The sequence below is a fragment of the Allobosea sp. GW821-FHT09G06 genome (assembly GCF_059416005.1).
Genome location: NZ_JBWKOI010000001.1, coordinates 1,072,564 through 1,092,338 on the forward strand (window position 1 = coordinate 1,072,564; position 19,775 = coordinate 1,092,338).

The following is a 19,775-nucleotide window of genomic DNA, read 5'->3' on the forward strand; positions in this document are numbered from 1 at the left end:
TGTTCTGACAGGGCCGCTGCATATAGCGACCAGATGAGGACATCTCACATGCGCAAGATTCTCGTTCTCGCGGCCGTTGCCGCCGGGATCGCCGGTTCCGCCCAGGCTGCCGACATCACCGGCGCCGGCGCGACCTTCCCCTTCCCGATCTATTCGAAGTGGGCCGAGGCCTACAAGAAGGAGACCGGCACCGGCCTGAACTACCAGTCGATCGGCTCGGGTGGCGGCATCCGCCAGATCAAGGCCAAGACCGTCGCCTTCGGCGCCACCGACGCCCCGCTCAAGGGCGAGGACCTGACCAAGGATGGCCTGATCCAGTTCCCGACCGTGATGGGCGGCGTCGTGCCGGCCGTGAACATCGCCGGCGTCGAGCCGGGCAAGCTCAAGCTCTCGGGCGAACTCATCGCCCAGATCTATCTGGGCGACATCAAGAAGTGGAACGATGCCAAGATCGTTGCGCTGAACCCGGGCGTCACCCTGCCGGACGCGAACATCAACCCGGTCTACCGTTCGGACGGCTCGGGCACGACCTTCGTGTTCACCGACTATCTCGCCAAGGTCTCGGCTGACTGGAAGTCGAAGATCGGCGCCAACCAGTCGGTCCAGTGGCCGGTCGGCATCGGCGGCAAGGGCAACGAGGGCGTTTCGGCCTCGGTCAAGCAGGTCGCCAACTCGATCGGCTATGTCGAGTATGCCTATGCCAAGCAGAACAAGCTCTCCCACGCCCTGGTGAAGAATGCCGACGGCAACTTCCCGGCGCCGGAAGAGAAGGCCTTCCAGGCCGCGGCCGCCAACGCCAACTGGAACGAGCAGCCGGGCTTCGGCATCTCGCTGAACAACCAGAAGGGCGCGGATGCCTGGCCGATCACCTCGGCGACCTTCATCCTGGTCTATGCCAAGCCGGAGAAGCCGGAAGAGACGCAGGCCGCGCTGAAGTTCTTCGACTGGGCCTACAAGTCCGGCGACAAGCTCGCCAGCGAGCTCGACTACGTCGCCCTGCCGGCGAATGTGAAGGATCAGGTCCGCAATGCCTGGAAGGGCGTGACCGATCCGGCCGGCAAGCCGATCTTCTGATCGCTGCGATCGAACAGGCGAGGCGGGTTTCGACCCGCCTCGCCGCACTCTTCAAGCCCTCATCCTGAGGAGCCCCCTCGGGATGCTCTTCAGGATGAGGGCTGGGATCGGGCGGGTCTTCCGACGATCCCGGCAACGCCACCGGAGCCTCCGCGGATGACCGCAGCAACCGACATGACGAGCATTCCCGGCGCGACGCCGATCGTGCGGAAAACGCCGAAGGCCGGGTTCGACCTGTTCTTCCGCAATGCCAGCTTCGGCGCGGCCCTGCTGGTGCTGGTGCTGCTCGCCGGCATCATGATCTCGATGATCATCGGCGGCTGGCCGGCCTTCCGCGAATTCGGCCTCGGCTTCCTCACCTCCAGCGTCTGGGACACGCAGAACGAGCAGTACGGCGCCTGGCCGGCGATCGTGGGCACGCTCTCGACGGCGCTGATCGCGCTGGTGATCGGGGTGCCGCTCTCGCTTGGCATCGCGGTCTACCTGACGCAGCTCGCGCCGGCCTGGTTCAAAAGGCCTGTCTCGACCGCGATCGAGCTGCTCGCCGCCGTGCCCTCGATCATCTACGGCATGTGGGGCCTGTTCGTCTTCGTGCCGCTCTTCGCGGCCTATGTGCAGATCCCGCTCTCGAATATCGTCGAGGGCATGCCGATCGTCGGCACGGTGCTTTACTCGCGCTCGCCCTCGGGCCTCGGCATCTTCACCGCCGGCATCATCCTCGCCTTCATGATCGTGCCGTTCATCGCCTCGATCACCCGCGACATGCTGGAGCAGATCCCCTCGGTGCTGCGCGAGAGCGCCTATGGCATCGGCGCGACGACCTGGGAGGTCGTGCGCCATGTGCTGGTGCCGCAGGCTGGCGTCTCGATCATCGGCGCGATCATGCTGGGGCTCGGCCGCGCGCTCGGCGAGACCATGGCCGTTACCTTCGTCGTCGGCAACGCCAACCGGCTCTCGGCCTCGATCCTCGATCCCGGCTCGACCATCGCCTCGCGCATCGCCAACGAGTTCAACGAGGCGATGGGCCTGCAGCTCAACGCGCTGATCGCGCTCGGCTGCATCCTGTTCTTCGTCACCTTCGTCGTCCTCGTCATCGCGCGGCTGCTGGTCGCCCGCGTCAAGCGCTACTGAGGCTCAACCCCATGACCATGACGACCACACCTCGCGAACTGCCTCACCAGCCCTGGGGGCGCGTGCGTCAGTCGCGCCGTACCGCCGACCGGTTGATGAAGGTGATCGCCACCGGCTTCACCTTCACCGCCATCTTCGTTCTGTTCTGGATCCTCGGCATGCTCGTGGTGAAGGGCATCGGCGGCCTCTCGGTCGCGACCTTCACGGCGGTCACGCCCGGCCCCGGCACGGAAGGCGGCGGCATCGCCAACGCCATCGTCGGCTCCTTCGTGCTGACCTTCCTCGGCATCGCCATCGCCACGCCGATCGGCGTGCTCGCCGGGACCTGGCTCGCCGAATACGGTCGCAGCTCGAAGCTCGCCAACCTCATCCGCTTCATCAACGACATCCTGCTCTCGGCGCCGTCGATCCTGATCGGCCTGTTCGTCTACGTCATCCTGGTCGAGCCGTTCCGCGGCTATTCCGGCTGGGCCGGCGGCGTCGCGCTCGGCATTATCGCGATCCCGGTGATCGTGCGCACCACCGAGGACATGCTGAACCTCGTTCCCGGCCCGCTGCGTGAGGCGGGTGCGGCGCTCGGCGCGCCGCCTTCCGTCGTCATCACCTCGGTGACCTGGCGCGCGGCCAAGGCCGGCATGGTCACCGGTATCCTGCTGGCGCTCGCCCGCATCGCCGGCGAGACCGCGCCGCTGCTCTTCACCGCGCTCAACAACAATTTCTGGTTCTCGCCGACGCTGGTCGGCGGCGTCTCCAACCTGCCGGTGACGATCTACCAGTTCGCCTCCGCCCCTTACGAGAACTGGCAGCAGCTCGCCTGGGCCGGTTCGCTCATCATTACCGTCTCGATCCTCGTGCTCTCGATCGTTGCCCGGCGTATCGTCGCCGGCAGCAAGTGAGCCTGAAACCAACCCGGTCGCGACCGACCTTGAGGACCTAAGTCGATGCTTTCGACCCTTGAACTCTCCCCCCAGTCGCTCGATGCCGAGGCGCCCGTCCGGATCGCGGTGAAGAACCTCGATTTCTACTACGGCGAGCACAAGGCGCTGAAGAACATCAATCTCGACTTCCGCGATCGCCACGTCACGGCGCTGATCGGCCCGTCGGGCTGCGGCAAGTCGACCCTGCTGCGGATCTTCAACCGAATCTACTCGCTCTATCCGGAGCAGCGCGCGGAAGGGCAGATCATGCTCGACGGCCGCAACATCATCTCGAACGACGTCGACGTGAACGAGTTGCGCTCGCGCGTCGGCATGGTGTTCCAGAAGCCGACGCCGTTCCCGATGTCGATCTACGACAACGTCGCCTTCGGCATCCGCCTCTACGAGAAGCCGCCGAAGTCGGAGCTCGACGACCGCGTCGAGGGCGCCCTGCGCCGCGCCGCGCTTTGGGACGAGGTCAAGGACAAGCTGAAGAGCTCCGGCATGGGCCTCTCCGGCGGCCAGCAGCAGCGCCTGTGCATCGCGCGCACCATCGCGCAGAAGCCGGAAGTGATCCTGTTCGACGAGCCGACCTCGGCGCTCGACCCGATCTCGACCGGCAAGATCGAGGACCTGCTGGAGCAGCTGAAGAGCGATTTCACCATCGCCATCGTCACGCACAACATGCAGCAGGCGGCGCGCATCTCGCAGTACACGGCCTTCATGTATCTAGGCGAGGTCATCGAGTTCGCGCCGACCAACACGATCTTCATGAATCCCGCCAAGAAGCAGACCCAGGACTACGTCACCGGCCGTTTCGGCTAAGCGGCGACGAGGAGGACACCCCTATGACCGACCACATCGTCCGCTCCTACGACACCGACCTTGAAGGCATCCGCCGCAGCCTCGCCGAAATGGGCGGCATGGCCGAGCGCATGCTGGGCGATTCCACGGTGGCGCTCGTTCGCCGCGATACCGCGCTCGCCCAGAAGATCATCTCGGCCGACCAGCGCCTCGACAATCTCCAGCGCGAGGTCGAGGAGAAGGCCGTGCTCACCATCGCCCGGCGCCAGCCGCTGGCGCAGGACCTGCGCGAGCTGATCTCGGCGATCCGCCTCGCCTCCGACATCGAGCGGGTCGGCGATCTCGCCAAGAACATCGCCAAGCGCGCCGTCGCGATCGCCGGGCAGTTCCAGCCGCCGCATCGCGCGGTGGTCGGCCTCGAGCATATCAGCCGCCTCGTGCAGGCCCAGCTCAAGGACGTGCTCGACGCCTATGCCGCGACCAACGAGCAGAAGGCGCTCGAGGTCTGGAAGCGCGATGACGAGATCGACGCGCTCTACACCTCGCTGTTCCGCGAACTCCTGACCTATATGATGGAGGATCCGCGCAACATCACCTTCTGCACGCATCTCCTGTTCTGCGCCAAGAACATCGAGCGCATCGGCGACCACACCACCAATATCGCCGAGACCATCCATTACCTCGTCACCGGCGATTCCCTCGATGCGAACCGCCCCAAGCTCGACACGACCAATATCGAGGTCGAAGCGGTGACGGGAAACTGAGGTCAAAGCCGACATGGCCGCACGCATCCTGATCGTCGAGGACGAGGAGCCGCTCACCCTGCTGCTGCGCTACAACCTCGAAGCCGAGGGCTTCGAGGTCGATAGCGTCGCGCGCGGGGACGATGCGGAATTGCATCTTCGCGATCACACGCCCGATCTCGTCCTGCTCGACTGGATGCTGCCGGGCCTGTCCGGCATCGAGCTTTGCCGGCGCCTGCGCTCGCGCCGCGACACCGAGCGCGTGCCGATCATCATGCTGACGGCGCGCGGCGAGGAGACCGAGCGCGTGCGTGGCCTTGCGACCGGCGCCGACGATTACGTCGTGAAGCCGTTCTCGCTGCCGGAGCTGATCGCGCGCATCCAGGCGCTGTTGCGCAGGGCGAAGCCCGGCCATGTCGCGGGGCTGCTGGCGGCCGGCGATCTCGAACTCGACCGCACGACGCGGCGCGTCCGCCGCGCGGGCAGCGAACTCCATCTCGGCCCGACCGAGTTCCGCCTGCTGGAATTCCTGATGCAGGCGCCGGGCCGGGTCTATTCCCGTGCCCAGCTGCTCGATGCCGTCTGGGGCCGCGACGTCTATATCGACGAGCGCACGGTCGATGTTCATGTCGGGCGGCTGCGCAAGGCGATCACGCCGGGCGATGCGAAGGATCCGCTGCGCACGGTGCGCGGTGCCGGCTATGCCTTCGACGAGACCTTCGCGCGCGGCGGTGCCGCGTAAGCCTCAGGCGTCGGGGCCGCCCTCGATATCGCCGGCCCATGCCAGCGCCTTGTCATAGTCCTCGGGCTTGAAGGCGCGGACCTTGACGAAGGGGATCGCCGGATCGAGCAGATCGATGAAGCCGGCGAGCCAGCCCTTGTTCGTGATCACCGCCTCTTTCGGAAAGCGCCTGAGTTCCCAGAGCTTGCCGATGCTGTAGCGCGCGTCCTTCCAGGCGGCGGTGAGCGTCAGGTCGGTAAAGTCGGAGAGATCGACAAGCACGCCGATCTTCTCGTGGCGAGCGAGCTTCGTGTCGATATCGGCCATGATCGCGTCGACATCCTCCCCGGTCAGCGTCTGCATCAGACGATAGGCTGCGACATGATCCGGCGCGGGCAGAATGGTCAGCATGGCTCCTCCTTGCCAACGACAACGCACGGAGGAAGAGGAGGTTTCGCCAGCCGGTCAGGCGGGTTGGACAGGTGCTCGCGTGGCGGCGTCGAACTGGGCGGCTTCTGATTTCAGCCAGGCGATGAAGGCGTCGAGCCCGGGGCGCGGCGGCTGGTCGAGCGGGCGCGTCAGCCAGCAGCCGATCGCGCTGGTGAAGCCGAGGCCCAGCGGATTGACCAGCGCACCCGAAGCCAGCTCGTCGGCGACATAGCAGCGTGGCGCCAGCGCGAAGCCCAAGCCGGCGACGGCGGCGCTGGTGATCACCGAATAATAGCCGTAGCGCACGGTGTGCTCGGGCACCGCGCCGCGCAGGTCATGCGCCTCGGTGAACTCGGCCCAGAAGGTCGGCATCTGGTAATGCTGGAGCAGGGTCGCCTTCTGGATGTCGGCGGCGCGGCGGAAGCCGCCCATGCGCTCGATCAGGCTGGGCGCGGCGACCAGCGCGACATCGCGGCCGAAGAGATAATGCGCCTCCTTGCCGGGCCAGGGCTCGACCCCATGGGCGATCTCGATATCCGGCTCCTCGGTCTCGCTCTCGCTGACATAGTTGGTGAACTGCACGTCGACGCCGGGATGGGCCTCGGCAAACGCAGGGAAGCGCGCCATCAGCCAGCGCTCACCGGCGATCGCGACCATATGCAGGCGGATCGGCCGGGCGATGGCGTTGCGCTCCACCAGACGCCGCGCGCCGCGCTCCATCTGCTCCAGCGCAGCCTCGGCATAGGGCAGGTAGATCGCGCCGGCCTCGGTGAGCTTGAGTCCGAGCGGGCTGCGGTCGAACAGCACGGCGCCGAGATGGTGCTCCAGCGAAAGGATCTGCTTGGAGACCGCGCTCTGGGTCAGGTTGACCGACTGGGCGGCACGCGCGGTCGAGCCCAGCCTCGCGACGGTGGCGAAGGCCCTGAGCGCGGTCGATGACGGAGGGGGCCGGCCGGCCGCCATGGGGTATTCCTTTTTGGACTATCGTGGCGGAGATCGTTTCGTTTGCCGGTGTCTCGGTCAAGAGGCCATTCTTCCCGCAGGGGAGAACGACATCATGAACCAGACGACCCGTCTCTGGGGCGGCCGCTTCCGCAAGCAGCCGGACCCGCGCCTGATGAAGCTGTCGAGTGCGGCCGGCGAGCATGCCCGGCTGGTGCCGCAGGATGTTGCGGGCGGCAAGGCCCATGCGGCCGAGCTCGGGCGCGCCGGCCTGCTGACGGCCCAGGAATTCGAGACCATCCTGGCTGCGCTCGACGGGATCGCCCGCGACACGGTCGAGGGGCGGATCGCGCCGGGGCCGGACGACGAGGACGTTCATACCTTCATCGAGCGCATCCTGACCGAGCGCATCGGCCCGACCGGGGCGAAGCTCCGCGCCGGGCGCTCCCGCAACGACCAGGCCGCGAACAATCTCAAGCTCTACCTGCGGGGGAAGTCGCGCACGCTCGCCGGGATGCTGGCGGAGCTGCTCACCGCGATCGCCGACCAGGCCGAAGAGCATGCGGCCTCGGTCTGCCCCGGCTTCACCCATCTCCAGAGCGCCCAGCCCGTCACCTTCGGCCATTGGCTGATGGCGCATGGCCAGGTGCTGATGCGCGACGCCTCGCGCCTGACCGATTGGGAAAAGCGCTCGGGCCAGTCCCCGCTGGGGGCGGCGGCGCTCGCAGGCTCGGCGATCACGTTGAACCCGGAACTCAGCGCCCAGGCGCTCGGCTATGACGGGCCGTTCGAGAATTCGGTCGATGCGGTCGGCGCGCGCGACCATGTCGCGGAATTCCTGTTCGTCGCGGCGATGCTGGCGACGAACCTGTCGCGGCTCGCCGAGGAGGTGACGCTGTGGACCTCCCGGCAATTCGCCTGGGTGACGCTGGACGACGCCTTCGCGACGGGCTCCTCGATCATGCCGCAGAAGAAGAACCCGGATATCGCCGAAATCTCGCGCGGCCGGGCGGCGCGGCTGGCCGGTGACCTCGTGACCATGCTTGGTGCGCTGAAGGGGCTGCCGCTGTCCTATAATCGCGACCTCGCCGAGGACAAGCGCACGGGTTTCGACGCCGTCGACGTGCTGGAGGAGGTGCTGCCCGCCTTCGCCGGCCTGATCGCCAGCATGAGCGCCGACCCCGCGATCATGCGGGCGCAGGCCGGCTCCGGCTTCGCGCTGGCGACCGAGGTGGCGGATCATCTGGCGCGCCAGGGCGTGCCCTTCGCCGAGGCGCATGAGATCACCGGTGCGCTGGTGCGCTATTGCGAGGAGATGGGCCGCGAGCTTGAATCGCTCGATGCCGTCGATCTGCGCGCCGTCGATCCCCGGCTCGACGCCGGCGTGCTCGACCAATTGACGCTCGATGCCGCGGTCGCCGCGCGCAGCGGCCGTGGCGGCACGGCGCCGGAGCGGGTGCGCGAGCAGATCGCGCGCTTCCGCGGCAAGCTCGCCGATCTCGAAACCTGGAGCCGGGAGGGCGGGCGATGAGCGACGCGACATCTTCGATCAGCAGCCGCGATCTCGCGGCGGTCTCGCAGCTCAGGATCGTGCCGCGGCGCTTCTACGGGCGCTGGTTCGCTTCCGCCGTCATCCTCGCGATCCTCGCCTGGATCGTGATGGCCTTCGTCGAGGGCGACATCGCCTGGCCGGTGGTGCGGCAGTTCTTCACGGCGCCGGCGATCATTGCGGGCCTCGGCAACACGCTGATCATGACGGCTTGCGCGATGACACTCGGCATCGTGCTCGGGGTCGTCTTCGCGATCATGTACATGTCGCCCAACCCGGTGCTGCGCAGCGTCGCGCTGTTCTACATCTGGTTCTTCCGCGGCACGCCGCTGCTGCTCCAGCTCCTGATCTGGTTCAACCTGGCGCTGGTCTTTCCGACCATCGGCATTCCCGGCCTGTTCTCCTGGCGCACGATCGACATCATCGGGCCGTTCATGGCGACGCTGCTCGGGCTCGGCATGAACCAGGGCGCCTATACCGCCGAGGTGGTGCGCGGCGGCATCCTCTCCGTCGATACCGGGCAGACCGAGGCCGCCAAGTCGATCGGCATGACGCGGCTGACGACGCTGCGCCGAATCGTGCTGCCGCAGGCGATGCGCGTCATCATCCCGCCGGTCGGCAACGAGGTGATCAGCATGGTCAAGCTGACCTCGGTCGCCAGCGTGATCCAGTATGCCGAGATCCTGCGCAACGCGCAGACCATCTACTACGCCAATGCGCGCGTCATCGAGTTGCTGATCGTCGCGGCCGGCTGGTACCTGCTCGTGGTCACGATCTTGCAGGTCGGACAGTATTTCCTCGAACGCCATTTCTCGAAGGGGCGGGGAGGGCGGCGCGTCAAACGCGCGGCGGTGCAGGAGGACGCGGCATGAGCGCGGTCGAGACCCAGGCCAAGGCCGACAGCGCGATCGTCACGATCGCCAATGTCAGCAAGCTCTTCGGCGACCTGAAGGCGCTGAACAACGTCTCGCTCTCGATCGAGCCCGGCACGGTGCAATGTATCATCGGGCCGTCGGGCTCGGGCAAGTCGACGCTGCTGCGCTGCATCAACCAGCTCGAGAAGATCGACCAGGGCGCGATCCGCGTCGATGGCGAGCTGATTGGCTATCGCCGCGTCGGCGACGAATTGCACGAATTGACCGATGTCGAGATCGCACGCCAGCGCCTCGCCACCGGCATGGTGTTCCAGCGCTTCAACCTGTTCAACCACATGACGGCGCTGCAGAACATCATCGAGGGGCCGCTGACCGTGCTGAAGCAGCCGCGCAAGCAGATCATCGCCGAGGCGATGGCGCTGCTGGAGCGCGTCGGCCTCGCCGAGAAGCGCGATTCCTATCCGAGCGAATTGTCGGGCGGGCAGCAGCAGCGTGTCGCCATCGCCCGGGCGCTGGCGATGAAGCCGAAGCTGATGCTGTTCGACGAGCCGACCTCGGCACTCGATCCGGAGCTCGTCGGCGAGGTGCTCAACGTGATGCGCGATCTCGCGGCGTCCGGGATGACGATGATCGTGGTTACTCACGAGCTCGGTTTCGCGCGTGAGGTCGCGGGCGATGTCGTCTTCATGGACAAGGGCGAGATCGTCGAGCAGGGCCCGCCGCAGACCGTGCTCGTCTCGCCCAGCCAGGCGCGCACGCGCGACTTCATCGCAGCCGTCCTGAAGTGACGGCAACTGCATTCATTCAAGAGAGGGAGAGACCACATGCTTCGTTTGACCATCGCCGCCGCGCTGCTCGCCGGCACCGCGCTCGCCGCGCAGGCCCAGGCCCTGCCTGAGCGCGTCAAGACCGCCGGCAAGATCGTGATCGCGACCCAGCCGAACTATCCGCCGATCGCCTTCAAGGATGTCGCCACCAACCAGCTCGCCGGCTTCGACATCGAGCTGGGCGAGGCCATCGCCAAGGAGCTCGGCGTCAAGGTCGAGTGGCAGGAGACCGCCTTCGCCCAGATGCTGCCCTCGCTGCAGACCGGCCGCGTCGATGCCGTCATGGCGGGCATGAGCGACCTGCCGGCCCGGCGCGAGACCGCCGATTTCATCGACTACATGGATTCCGGCGCGCAGTTCTACACGGTCACCGCCTTCAAGGACACGATCAAGACCCCCGAGGACCTCTGCGGCAAGAGCGTCGGCGCCAGCCGCTCGACCAACTGGCCGCGTCAGATCGGCGAGTGGAGCGAGGCGAACTGCGTCGCCAAGGGCAAGCCGGCGATCAACGTGGTCGGCACCGAGGGTTCGGTCGACGCCCGCACGCAGCTTAAGACGCAGCGCCTGCAGGGCGGCGTCCAGGGTAGCGAGACGATGAGCCATTTCCAGAAGCTGGAGCCGAACACCTATATCCCGCTCGGCAAGCCCTTCACCCATTCGCTGGCCGGCATCCCCTTCGCCAAGACGGCGGAAGGCACGCAGCTGCGCGACGCGGTCAAGGGCGCGCTCGACCGGCTCCAGGCCAACGGCACCTATGACAAGCTGATCGAGAAGTACGGCCTCGCCAACAACGCGGTGAAGCCGGTCACCATCAACCAGGGCAAGTGAGCCCGGCCTGAGCATCTGCACGTCATGCTCGGGCTCGACCCGAGCATCTCGGAAACCAGCGCTCTTTGGTCATGAGATTCTCGGGTCGACGCGATGCGTCGCCCGAGAATGACGTTCCTCCCCGGAAACATCCCGGCGGGCTTGCCGGGGCGGCTGCGCTGCCGTAACCCGGTCAGGTCTCATCCGGATCGCCAGCGCCCGCCGTCATGTCAGCCTCGATCACCGACCGTTACGCCGCCCTGGTCGAGGCGGGCGCCATCGAGCGCGATCCCGCGCAGGTCGCGGTGGTCAGGAAGCTCCAGGCCCTGACCGAGACGCTCGCCGCCCGCCGGCTCGCCCGCAAGGGCAGCGCGCTCGGCTGGCTCTTCGGCCGCAAGCCCGACACGGCGGCGGCGCCGAAGGGTCTTTATGTCTGGGGCTCGGTCGGCCGCGGCAAGACCATGCTGATGGACATGTTCTTCGAGGCGGCGCCGGTGAAGCGCAAGCGCCGCGTGCATTTCCACGAGTTCCTGGCCGACGTCCATGGCCGCATCAACGCCTATCGCCAGAAGATCAAAAGCGGCGAGGTCAAGGATTCCGACCCGATCGCGCCGGTCGCGGCGGACCTCGCGGACGAGGCCTATCTGCTCTGCTTCGACGAATTCACCGTCACCGATATCGCCGATGCGATGATCCTGGGCCGGCTGTTCACGGCGCTGTTCGCGGCCGGCGTCGTCGTGGTCGCGACCTCGAATGTCGAGCCGTCGCGGCTCTATGAGGGCGGGCTCAACCGGGCTTTGTTCCTGCCCTTCATCGAGTTGCTGCAGACCAAGGTCGAGGTCCTCAAGCTCGATGCGCGCACCGATTTCCGGCTGGAGAAGCTCGGCGGCGCGCCGGTCTATCATGTCCCGGCCGACGAGAAGGCGAGGGCCGCGCTCGATACAGCCTTCAAAGCCCTGTCGGGCAAGGCGCAGGGGCAGCGCATGGTGCTCACCGTGCAGGGGCATGACCTCGTCCTGCCGGAGGCGGCCGGCAGCGTCGCGCGGGCAGGCTTCGCCGATCTCTGCGCGCAGGCCTATGGCGCCTCCGACTACATCGCGCTGGCGCAGCGCTTCCACACGCTGGTGCTCGACGACATCCCGATCCTCGATTTCGACCGGCGCAACGAGGCCAAGCGCTTCATCATCCTGATCGATACGCTCTATGAGCATCATGTGAAGCTCGTCGCCTCGGCGGCGGCCGAGCCGCATGAGCTCTATCGCGCGAGCAAGGAGCGCGAGGCCTTCGAGTTCGACCGCACCGTCTCGCGCCTGATCGAGATGCGCTCCGAGGAGTATCTCGCGATGCCGCATGGTCGGCCGGATTCCGCGGCGAGCGGCGACACCACTGGCCTGGTCGAGACCTGACGATGCCGCAGCGCGAGCCGAGCGAGACCCGCATCCTCACGGTCGCCGGCGAGCATCTGCGCAAGTTCGGGCTGAAGCGCTTCACCGTCGTCGCCGTGGCGGAAGAGGCGGGCATGACCCATGCCAACGTCTATCGCTACTTCCCCTCCAAGGGCGCGCTGATCGACGCCGTCGTCGATGTCTGGCTGAAGGCGACGGAGCGCCGGCTCGCCGATGTCGCGGACGGGCCCGATCCTGCGGACGACAAGCTGGAGCGCCTGATCCTGGCGCTGGCCAAGGCCAATCGCGACCTCTTGACCGAGGAGCCGCATCTCTTCGCGGCCTTGTCGCTGGCGGTGGCCAAGCGGCACGCGATCAGCCGGCGCAACCGGACCCGCGTGCGTGCCCTGTTCGAGCGCGTGGTCGACGAGGGCATGGCGACCGGCGTGTTCGAGCCACGCGACCGCGACCGGGCGATCGCCTTCGTGATCGATGCCACCAACCGCTTCATCCATCCGGCCTCGCTGGCGCTGGAGGCGGATGTGCCGCAGGCTTCGGTCGATACGCGGCTCTCGACCCTGATCCGGGTGATCCTGCGGGTGCTCGGCAGCGGGATCGTGTGAATAATCTGGTGACCAATTACAATTTCTGTAAATTGTAATTGCCTGATTTCGTTCCTCTTGGAACCGAGTGCGGTTGTGGCTCCCTTCTAAGCTATTGAAAAATATAAGCCGCTCTCGCGCGGTGTCGCGCGAGGCGCCCGATGCCCGAGAAAAGCCGCTTTTGCGGCGAGGGTTGCGGCAAAAGGCCGGTTTGGGCCAAAGGAACGCACGGTTTGGCCGGGTCCCCGGCCTGTCGCAGCGCCAAGGCATTTTGAATGTCGAAGCCGGCAGTGGCCGGATCGATGGTAGCGCCAGAAACAAAGGACTAGGCAATGGCCCGTAAGAAGATCGCCCTCATCGGCTCCGGCCAGATCGGCGGCACGCTCGCTCACCTCGCCGGCCTCAAGGAACTGGGCGATATCGTCCTGTTCGACATCGCCGAGGGCATTCCGCAGGGCAAGGGCCTGGACATCGCCGAGTCCGCTCCGGTGGACGGCTTCGACGCCGGCTACAAGGGCACGAACTCCTACGAGGACATCAAGGGCGCCGACGTGATCATCGTCACCGCCGGCGTGCCGCGTAAGCCCGGCATGAGCCGCGACGACCTGATCGGCATCAACCTCAAGGTGATGAAGTCGGTCGGCGAGGGCATCAAGCAGTATGCCCCGAAGGCCTTCGTGATCTGCATCACCAACCCGCTCGACGCGATGGTCTGGGCGCTCCAGAAGTTCTCGGGCCTGAAGCCGAACATGATCTGCGGCATGGCCGGCGTGCTCGATAGCGCCCGCTTCCGCCACTTCCTCGCCGAGGAGTTCCAGGTCTCGGTCAAGGACGTCTCGGCCTTCGTGCTCGGCGGCCATGGCGACGACATGGTGCCGCTGGTCCGCTATTCGGGCGTCGCCGGCATCCCGCTGCCGGACCTCGTCAAGATGAAGTGGACCACGCAGGAGAAGCTGGACGCCATCGTCGAGCGCACCCGCAAGGGCGGCGGCGAGATCGTCAACCTGCTCAAGACCGGCTCGGCCTTCTATGCCCCGGCGGCTTCCGCGATCGCGATGGCCGAGAGCTATCTCAAGGACCAGAAGCGCGTGCTGCCGGCCGCTGCGGCGCTCAAGGGCCAGTACGGCGTCAAGGACATGTTCGTCGGCGTGCCGGTCGTGATCGGCGCCAAGGGCGTCGAGCGCGTCGTCAAGATCCGCCTCAACGGCGCCGAGAAGGAGATGCTGGCGAAGTCGGTGGCTTCGGTGCAGGGCCTGATCGACGCCTGCAAGAACATCGACTCGTCACTCGCGTGATCTAGAGCGAGGGCGGCGGCGCGGAGACGCGCGGCCGCCCTTTCGTCAATTGTTGTCGCTGTCAGGGAAACCGAGCACATGAACATCCACGAATACCAGGGCAAAGCCATCCTCAAGGAATTCGGCGCGCCCGTTTCGGCCGGTTTCCCGGCACTGACGGTGGCGGAGGCGGTCGAGGCCGCCAAGAAGCTGCCGGGGCCGCTTTACGTCGTGAAGTCGCAGATCCACGCTGGCGGGCGCGGCAAGGGCAAGTTCAAGGAACTGCCGGCCGACGCCAAGGGCGGCGTTCGCCTCGCCAAGTCGGTGGCCGAGGTCGAGGCCCACGCCAAGGAGATGCTCGGCAACACGCTGGTCACGATCCAGACCGGCGAGACCGGCAAGCAGGTCAACCGCCTCTATATCGAGGACGGCTCGGACATCGAGAAGGAGTTCTACCTCTCGGCGCTGGTCGACCGCGAGACCTCGCGCATCGCCTTCGTCATCTCGACCGAAGGCGGCATGGACATCGAGGCCGTCGCCCATGACACGCCCGAGAAGATCGAGACCTTCTCGGTCGACCCGGCGACCGGCATCATGCCGCATCACGGCCGCGCCATGGCGCGCATCCTCGGCTTGCAGGGCGACCTCGCCAAGCAGGCCGGCACCGTGCTCGGCCAGATCTACAGCGCGTTCGTGGCCAAGGACATGGACATGCTGGAGATCAACCCGCTGATCGTGACCACCCAGGGCCAGCTCAAGTGCCTGGATGCCAAGGTCTCGTTCGACTCGAACTCGCTCTACCGTCACCCCGAGGTCGTTGCGCTGCGCGACACCACGGAAGAGGACGAGAAGGAGATCGAGGCCTCCAAGTACGACCTCGCCTATATCGCGCTCGACGGCACGATCGGCTGCATGGTCAACGGTGCCGGCCTCGCGATGGCGACGCTCGACATCATCCAGCTCTACGGTGAAAGCCCGGCGAACTTCCTCGACGTCGGCGGCGGCGCCAGCGAAGAGAAGGTGACGGCGGCGTTCAAGATCATCACCGCCGACCCGAAGGTGAAGGGCATCCTCGTCAACATCTTCGGCGGCATCATGAAGTGCGACGTCATCGCGCGTGGCGTCATCGCCGCGGTGAAGGCGGTCGGCCTTCAGGTTCCGCTGGTGGTGCGCCTCGAAGGCACGAATGTCGAGGAAGGCAAGCAGATCATCCGCGAGTCCGGCCTCAACGTCATTCCCGCCGACGACCTCGACGACGCCGCGCAGAAGATCGTCGCCGCGATCAAGAAGGCCTGAGGAGCATGTCGCCGGAACTCACCGCAGGCGGCGTTGCGCTGGGGCTGATCTCATACTTGATCGCTCGGCGATTGAGGTTGAGAGGGCATAGCCTTCTGGCGTTCTGGTTCCTGGGTGTTTTCCTGGCCGTTGCGATTGCAGTGGGCTTCCTTGTTTGGCTTTCGGGGCTTGCCGAGCCGCAAGGAGCCGGTCTGGCATTCTTCTTCGTGGGCGGGTCCATTCTGGCTTTGATGTTTCCGTGGACGTTGGGGATTGTCTGCGCCTCATTTGTTGAACGGCCGCCGCAGGTCTCTTGAGACTTCAATTAGTTAGGATCATTCATGTCCATCCTGATCGACAAGAACACCAAGGTCATCTGCCAGGGCTTCACCGGCAAGAACGGGACCTTCCATTCCGAGCAGGCGATCGCCTATGGCACGCAGATGGTCGGCGGCACCTCGCCGGGCAAGGGCGGCTCGCTCCATCTCGGCCTGCCCGTCTTCGACAGCGTGCATGAGGCCAAGGCCAAGACCGGCGCCACGGCGTCCGTCGTCTACGTGCCGCCTCCGGGCGCGGCCGATGCCATCTGCGAGGCGATCGACGCGGAGATTGCGCTCGTCATCTGCATCACCGAGGGCATCCCGGTGCTCGACATGGTTCGCGTCAAGCGTTCGCTGGTCGGCTCCAAGACCCGCCTGATCGGGCCGAACTGCCCCGGCGTCGTCACCGCCGGCCAGTCGAAGATCGGCATCATGCCGGCGAACATCTTCAAGCCGGGCAATGTCGGCATCGTCTCGCGCTCGGGCACGCTGACCTATGAGGCGGTGTTCCAGACCACGAACGAGGGCCTCGGCCAGACCACGGCCGTCGGCATCGGCGGCGACCCGGTCAAGGGCACCGAGTTCATCGACATGCTCGAGATGTTCCTGGCCGACGACAAGACCGAGTCGATCGTCATGATCGGCGAGATCGGCGGCTCGGCCGAAGAGGACGCGGCGCAGTTCATCAAGGACGAGGCGAAGCGCGGCCGCAAGAAGCCGATGGTCGGCTTCATCGCCGGCCGCACGGCTCCTCCCGGCCGCCGCATGGGCCATGCCGGCGCGATCATCTCGGGCGGCAAGGGCGGCGCCGAGGACAAGATCGCTGCGATGGAAGCGGCCGGAATCCGGGTCTCGCCCTCGCCGGCGCGCCTTGGAAAGACCTTGGTCGAAGTGTTGAAGGGCTGAGGCCCAGACGCCTCTTCAGGGCGCGTCATGGTCGGGCTTGACCCGGCCATCTCGCCCCGGAGGAGGCTACGGCAAAACGGCAAGAGATGCCCGGGTAAAGCCCGGGCATGACGGCAAGTTAAAAGGATGTCCGGGCAAGGGTTCGGACATGGCTTAAGCGGCGAAGGAAGGCAGGAGCATCATGGCTCGCCAGGACATCAACGAGGCTCTCGCGCAGACCGGCTTCCTCTATGGCGGCAACGCCGCCTATATCGAGGATCTCTATGCCCGCTACGAGGCCGATCCCAAGTCGGTCGACGAGCAGTGGCAGAGCTTCTTCGGCGCGCTGAAGGACGACAAGGAAGCCGTCCTGCAGAACGCCAAGGGCGCGTCCTGGAAGAAGCCGAACTGGCCGGTCGTCGCCAATGGCGAGCTGGTCTCGGCGCTGGACGGCAACTGGGCCGTCGTCGAGAAGGTGATCTCCGACAAGCTCGGCGCCAAGGCCAAGGCCGCCGGCACGGCGCTCTCCGCCGCCGACGTGCAGCAGGCGACCCGCGATTCCGTGCGCGCGATCATGCTGATCCGCGCCTACCGGATGCGCGGCCATCTCCATGCCAAGCTCGACCCGCTCGGCATCGAGAGCCGCACCGACCATGAGGAACTGTCGCCGGGCGCCTTCGGCTTCACCGACGCCGATCTCGACCGCAAGATCTTCATCGACAACGTGCTCGGCATGGAGTTCGCCACCATCCGCGAGATGGTCGCGGTGCTGCAGCGGACCTATTGCGGCACGGTCGGCATCGAATTCATGCACATCTCCGACGCCGAGCAGAAGGCCTGGCTGCAGGAGCGCATCGAGGGGCCGGACAAGGAAATCGCCTTCACCCGCGAGGGCAAGCGCGCGATCGTGAACAAGCTCGTCGAGGCCGAAGGCTTCGAGAAGTTCCTCGACCTCAAGTTCACCGGCACCAAGCGTTTCGGCCTGGACGGTGGCGAGGCGCTGGTTCCGGCGCTGGAGCAGATCATCAAGCGTGGCGGCGCGCTCGGCGTGCGCGACATCGTCTTCGGCATGGCCCATCGCGGCCGCCTCAACGTGCTGACCCAGGTGCTGGGCAAGCCGCATCGCGCGCTCTTCCACGAGTTCAAGGGCGGCTCCTTCGCGCCTGACGATGTCGAGGGCTCAGGCGACGTGAAGTACCATCTCGGTGCTTCGGCGGATCGCGAGTTCGACGGCAACAATGTCCACGTCTCGCTGACCGCCAACCCGTCGCATCTGGAGATCGTCGATCCCGTCGTGCTCGGCAAGGTGCGCGCCAAGCAGGACCAGTTCGGCGATATCGTCGAGCGCTCGAAGGTGCTGCCGCTGCTGATCCATGGCGACGCGGCTTTCGCCGGCCAGGGCGTCGTGGCGGAATGCCTGGGTCTCTCCGGGCTGAAGGGCCACCGCACCGGCGGCTCGCTGCATTTCATCATCAACAACCAGATCGGCTTCACCACCTATCCGCGCTATTCGCGCTCCTCGCCCTATCCGTCCGACGTGGCGAAGATGGTCGAGGCGCCGGTGTTCCATGTGAACGGCGACGATCCGGAGGCGGTGGTCTTCGCCGCCAAGGTCGCGATCGAGTTTCGGCAGAAGTTCCACAAGCCGGTCGTGATCGACATGTTCTGCTATCGCCGCTTCGGCCATAACGAAGGCGACGAGCCGGGCTTCACCCAGCCGCTGATGTACCGCAAGATCCGCGGCCACAAGTCGACGCTGGAACTCTATGGCGCGAAGCTGGAGGCCGAGGGCGTCATCGCCGCCGGCGAGCTCGACGAGATGCGCGCCGCCTGGAAGGCCAGGCTCGAGGTCGAGTTCGACGCGGGCCAGGCCTTCAAGCCGAACAAGGCGGACTGGCTCGACGGTCGCTGGGCCGGCATGAAGGCGATCCGCGCCGACGAGGACGATCCGCGCCGCGGCGCCACCGGCGTGCCGGCGGAGACGCTGAAGGAGATCACCGAGAAGATCACCGCCGTTCCGGCCGGCTTCAACGTCCACAAGACGATCCAGCGCTTCCTCGACAATCGCAAGAAGGCGGTCGAGGCCGGCGAGGGCATCGACTGGGCGACGGCTGAATCGCTGGCCTTCGGCTCGCTCCTGCTCGACGGCAATCCGGTCCGTCTCTCCGGCCAGGATTGCGAGCGCGGCACCTTCTCGCAGCGCCATTCGGTGCTGATCGACCAGGAGACGGAAGCCCGCCACACCTCGCTGAACCATATCCGCGAGGACCAGTCGCGCTACGAGGTCATCAACTCGATGCTCTCGGAGGAGGCCGTGCTCGGCTTCGAATACGGCTACACCCTGTCGGAGCCGAATGCGCTGACGATGTGGGAGGCGCAGTTCGGCGACTTCGCCAACGGTGCGCAAGTCGTGTTCGACCAGTTCATCTCGTCGGGCGAGCGCAAGTGGCTGCGCATGTCCGGCCTCGTCTGCCTGCTGCCGCATGGCTATGAGGGGCAGGGGCCGGAGCACTCCTCCGCCCGCCTGGAGCGCTTCCTGCAGATGTGCGCCGAGGACAACATGCAGGTGGCGAACTGCTCGACGCCTGCGAGCTATTTCCACATCCTGCGCCGCCAGCTGAAGCGCGACTTCCGCAAGCCGCTGATCCTGATGACGCCGAAGTCGTTGCTGCGCCACAAGCGCTGCATCTCCGACCTCGCCGACCTCGCCGAGGGCTCGACTTTCCACCGCGTGCTGGCCGACGATGCCGAGCGGGCTAAGTCGACCACCAAGCTGGTCAAGGACTCGAAGATCCGCCGCGTCGTGCTCTGCTCGGGCAAGGTCTATTTCGACCTGCTGGAGGAGCGCGAGAAGCGCGGCGTCGACGATGTCTACCTGATGCGCGTCGAGCAGCTCTATCCGTTCCCGCTGAAGACGCTGGCGCAGGAGCTGGCGCGCTTCAAGGGCGCCGACGTGGTGTGGTGCCAGGAGGAGCCGAAGAACATGGGCTCCTGGACCTTCGTCGAGCCCTATCTGGAATGGGTGCTCGGCCATGCCGGCTCGAAGTCGAAGCGTCCGCGCTATGTCGGCCGCCCGGCCTCGGCCGCGACCGCGACCGGCCTGATGTCCAAGCATCTCGCCCAGCTCAACGCCTTCCTCGACGAGGCCCTCGCGGCCTGACATCCTTCCCGGCGGCGCCTCCACGCGCTGCCGGATTTCATTGCCGCATCGGCGC

At 66.3% G+C, this 19,775-nt stretch carries 19 protein-coding genes; 17 read left to right on the forward strand and 2 right to left on the reverse strand.

From position 1 onward, the window contains the following. Positions 1-48 precede the first annotated feature (48 nt). From pstS to phoB, 6 genes are all read left to right on the forward strand, one after another. Positions 49-1,074, forward strand: coding sequence for a phosphate ABC transporter substrate-binding protein PstS (pstS, locus tag AC07NY_RS05135; protein ID WP_494582271.1), 1,026 nt, complete (start codon positions 49-51; stop codon positions 1,072-1,074). 156 nt (positions 1,075-1,230) lie between these two features. Next, on the forward strand, positions 1,231-2,205 hold the full coding sequence (gene pstC, locus AC07NY_RS05140) for a phosphate ABC transporter permease subunit PstC (protein WP_492285094.1): 975 nt from the start codon (positions 1,231-1,233) through the stop codon (positions 2,203-2,205). A gap of 11 nt (positions 2,206-2,216) precedes the next feature. Continuing rightward, complete coding sequence (gene pstA / locus AC07NY_RS05145) at positions 2,217-3,101, forward strand: phosphate ABC transporter permease PstA (protein ID WP_494582273.1); 885 nt, start codon at positions 2,217-2,219, stop codon at positions 3,099-3,101. A 45-nt stretch (positions 3,102-3,146) separates the two neighbouring features. Continuing rightward, the gene (pstB, locus tag AC07NY_RS05150; protein WP_199091950.1) at positions 3,147-3,947 is read left to right on the forward strand and encodes a phosphate ABC transporter ATP-binding protein PstB; all 801 of its coding nucleotides are present in this window, start codon (positions 3,147-3,149) and stop codon (positions 3,945-3,947) included. A 23-nt stretch (positions 3,948-3,970) separates the two neighbouring features. Continuing rightward, entirely contained in the window at positions 3,971-4,690 is a 720-nt protein-coding gene (gene phoU / locus AC07NY_RS05155; RefSeq protein ID WP_492285091.1) for a phosphate signaling complex protein PhoU, read from the forward strand. A 13-nt stretch (positions 4,691-4,703) separates the two neighbouring features. After that, positions 4,704-5,411, forward strand: coding sequence for a phosphate regulon transcriptional regulator PhoB (phoB, locus tag AC07NY_RS05160; RefSeq protein WP_047576054.1), 708 nt, complete (start codon positions 4,704-4,706; stop codon positions 5,409-5,411). Between the two features lie 3 nt (positions 5,412-5,414). Here the strand turns inward: phoB and AC07NY_RS05165 are convergent, their stop codons facing one another. Both AC07NY_RS05165 and AC07NY_RS05170 read right to left on the reverse strand, forming a co-directional pair. After that, positions 5,415-5,801: a SpoIIAA family protein gene (locus AC07NY_RS05165; protein WP_494582275.1), complete on the reverse strand. Its 387-nt coding sequence runs from the start codon at positions 5,799-5,801 to the stop codon at positions 5,415-5,417. Between the two features lie 54 nt (positions 5,802-5,855). Next, complete coding sequence (locus AC07NY_RS05170) at positions 5,856-6,782, reverse strand: LysR family transcriptional regulator (protein WP_494582277.1); 927 nt, start codon at positions 6,780-6,782, stop codon at positions 5,856-5,858. A 94-nt stretch (positions 6,783-6,876) separates the two neighbouring features. Between AC07NY_RS05170 and argH the strand changes: the two genes are divergently transcribed. The 11 genes from argH (at position 6,877) to AC07NY_RS05225 (ending at position 19,720) form a co-directional block, all read left to right on the forward strand. Further along, on the forward strand, positions 6,877-8,292 hold the full coding sequence (argH, locus tag AC07NY_RS05175) for an argininosuccinate lyase (RefSeq protein ID WP_494582279.1): 1,416 nt from the start codon (positions 6,877-6,879) through the stop codon (positions 8,290-8,292). Then, the gene (locus tag AC07NY_RS05180) at positions 8,289-9,182 is read left to right on the forward strand and encodes an amino acid ABC transporter permease (protein WP_492285087.1); all 894 of its coding nucleotides are present in this window, start codon (positions 8,289-8,291) and stop codon (positions 9,180-9,182) included. The genes argH and AC07NY_RS05180 overlap by 4 nt, the downstream gene beginning before the upstream one ends. After that, the gene (locus tag AC07NY_RS05185) at positions 9,179-9,973 is read left to right on the forward strand and encodes an amino acid ABC transporter ATP-binding protein (RefSeq protein WP_494582281.1); all 795 of its coding nucleotides are present in this window, start codon (positions 9,179-9,181) and stop codon (positions 9,971-9,973) included. Before AC07NY_RS05180 ends, AC07NY_RS05185 begins: the two co-directional genes overlap by 4 nt. Positions 9,974-10,009: 36 nt before the next feature. After that, on the forward strand, positions 10,010-10,840 hold the full coding sequence (locus AC07NY_RS05190; protein ID WP_492285085.1) for an ABC transporter substrate-binding protein: 831 nt from the start codon (positions 10,010-10,012) through the stop codon (positions 10,838-10,840). Between the two features lie 206 nt (positions 10,841-11,046). Then, the gene (gene zapE, locus AC07NY_RS05195) at positions 11,047-12,225 is read left to right on the forward strand and encodes a cell division protein ZapE (RefSeq protein WP_494582283.1); all 1,179 of its coding nucleotides are present in this window, start codon (positions 11,047-11,049) and stop codon (positions 12,223-12,225) included. 2 nt (positions 12,226-12,227) lie between these two features. Beyond that, the gene (locus AC07NY_RS05200) at positions 12,228-12,827 is read left to right on the forward strand and encodes a TetR/AcrR family transcriptional regulator (RefSeq protein WP_061969969.1); all 600 of its coding nucleotides are present in this window, start codon (positions 12,228-12,230) and stop codon (positions 12,825-12,827) included. 311 nt (positions 12,828-13,138) lie between these two features. Beyond that, entirely contained in the window at positions 13,139-14,101 is a 963-nt protein-coding gene (gene mdh, locus AC07NY_RS05205; RefSeq protein WP_492285083.1) for a malate dehydrogenase, read from the forward strand. 78 nt (positions 14,102-14,179) lie between these two features. Then, complete coding sequence (gene sucC / locus AC07NY_RS05210) at positions 14,180-15,376, forward strand: ADP-forming succinate--CoA ligase subunit beta (protein ID WP_494582286.1); 1,197 nt, start codon at positions 14,180-14,182, stop codon at positions 15,374-15,376. 5 nt (positions 15,377-15,381) lie between these two features. Further along, positions 15,382-15,672: a hypothetical protein gene (locus AC07NY_RS05215; protein ID WP_494582287.1), complete on the forward strand. Its 291-nt coding sequence runs from the start codon at positions 15,382-15,384 to the stop codon at positions 15,670-15,672. Positions 15,673-15,696: 24 nt separating this feature from the next. Then, a complete protein-coding gene (gene sucD, locus AC07NY_RS05220) occupies positions 15,697-16,581 on the forward strand; it encodes a succinate--CoA ligase subunit alpha (RefSeq protein WP_494582288.1) in 885 nt (294 codons plus the stop codon). Between the two features lie 181 nt (positions 16,582-16,762). Further along, positions 16,763-19,720, forward strand: a complete 2,958-nt coding sequence (locus tag AC07NY_RS05225) for a 2-oxoglutarate dehydrogenase E1 component (RefSeq protein WP_494582290.1) — start codon at positions 16,763-16,765, stop codon at positions 19,718-19,720. The last annotated feature ends 55 nt before the right edge of the window (positions 19,721-19,775 follow it).

Bases quoted from the DNA above. Each gene is read 5' to 3' on its own strand.
- pstB (WP_199091950.1), top strand. From the start codon at position 3,147: ATGCTTTCGACCCTTGAACTCTCCCCCCAGTCGCTCGATGCCGAGGCG.
- pstA (WP_494582273.1), top strand. From the start codon at position 2,217: ATGACCATGACGACCACACCTCGCGAACTGCCTCACCAGCCCTGGGGG.
- argH (WP_494582279.1), top strand. From the start codon at position 6,877: ATGAACCAGACGACCCGTCTCTGGGGCGGCCGCTTCCGCAAGCAGCCG.
- mdh (WP_492285083.1), top strand. From the start codon at position 13,139: ATGGCCCGTAAGAAGATCGCCCTCATCGGCTCCGGCCAGATCGGCGGC.
- sucC (WP_494582286.1), top strand. From the start codon at position 14,180: ATGAACATCCACGAATACCAGGGCAAAGCCATCCTCAAGGAATTCGGC.
- phoU (WP_492285091.1), top strand. From the start codon at position 3,971: ATGACCGACCACATCGTCCGCTCCTACGACACCGACCTTGAAGGCATC.
- AC07NY_RS05170 (WP_494582277.1), bottom strand. From the start codon at position 6,782: ATGGCGGCCGGCCGGCCCCCTCCGTCATCGACCGCGCTCAGGGCCTTC.
- AC07NY_RS05215 (WP_494582287.1), top strand. From the start codon at position 15,382: ATGTCGCCGGAACTCACCGCAGGCGGCGTTGCGCTGGGGCTGATCTCA.
- AC07NY_RS05165 (WP_494582275.1), bottom strand. From the start codon at position 5,801: ATGCTGACCATTCTGCCCGCGCCGGATCATGTCGCAGCCTATCGTCTG.
- sucD (WP_494582288.1), top strand. From the start codon at position 15,697: ATGTCCATCCTGATCGACAAGAACACCAAGGTCATCTGCCAGGGCTTC.
- pstC (WP_492285094.1), top strand. From the start codon at position 1,231: ATGACCGCAGCAACCGACATGACGAGCATTCCCGGCGCGACGCCGATC.
- phoB (WP_047576054.1), top strand. From the start codon at position 4,704: ATGGCCGCACGCATCCTGATCGTCGAGGACGAGGAGCCGCTCACCCTG.
- AC07NY_RS05200 (WP_061969969.1), top strand. From the start codon at position 12,228: ATGCCGCAGCGCGAGCCGAGCGAGACCCGCATCCTCACGGTCGCCGGC.
- AC07NY_RS05190 (WP_492285085.1), top strand. From the start codon at position 10,010: ATGCTTCGTTTGACCATCGCCGCCGCGCTGCTCGCCGGCACCGCGCTC.
- AC07NY_RS05185 (WP_494582281.1), top strand. From the start codon at position 9,179: ATGAGCGCGGTCGAGACCCAGGCCAAGGCCGACAGCGCGATCGTCACG.
- pstS (WP_494582271.1), top strand. From the start codon at position 49: ATGCGCAAGATTCTCGTTCTCGCGGCCGTTGCCGCCGGGATCGCCGGT.
- AC07NY_RS05225 (WP_494582290.1), top strand. From the start codon at position 16,763: ATGGCTCGCCAGGACATCAACGAGGCTCTCGCGCAGACCGGCTTCCTC.
- AC07NY_RS05180 (WP_492285087.1), top strand. From the start codon at position 8,289: ATGAGCGACGCGACATCTTCGATCAGCAGCCGCGATCTCGCGGCGGTC.
- zapE (WP_494582283.1), top strand. From the start codon at position 11,047: ATGTCAGCCTCGATCACCGACCGTTACGCCGCCCTGGTCGAGGCGGGC.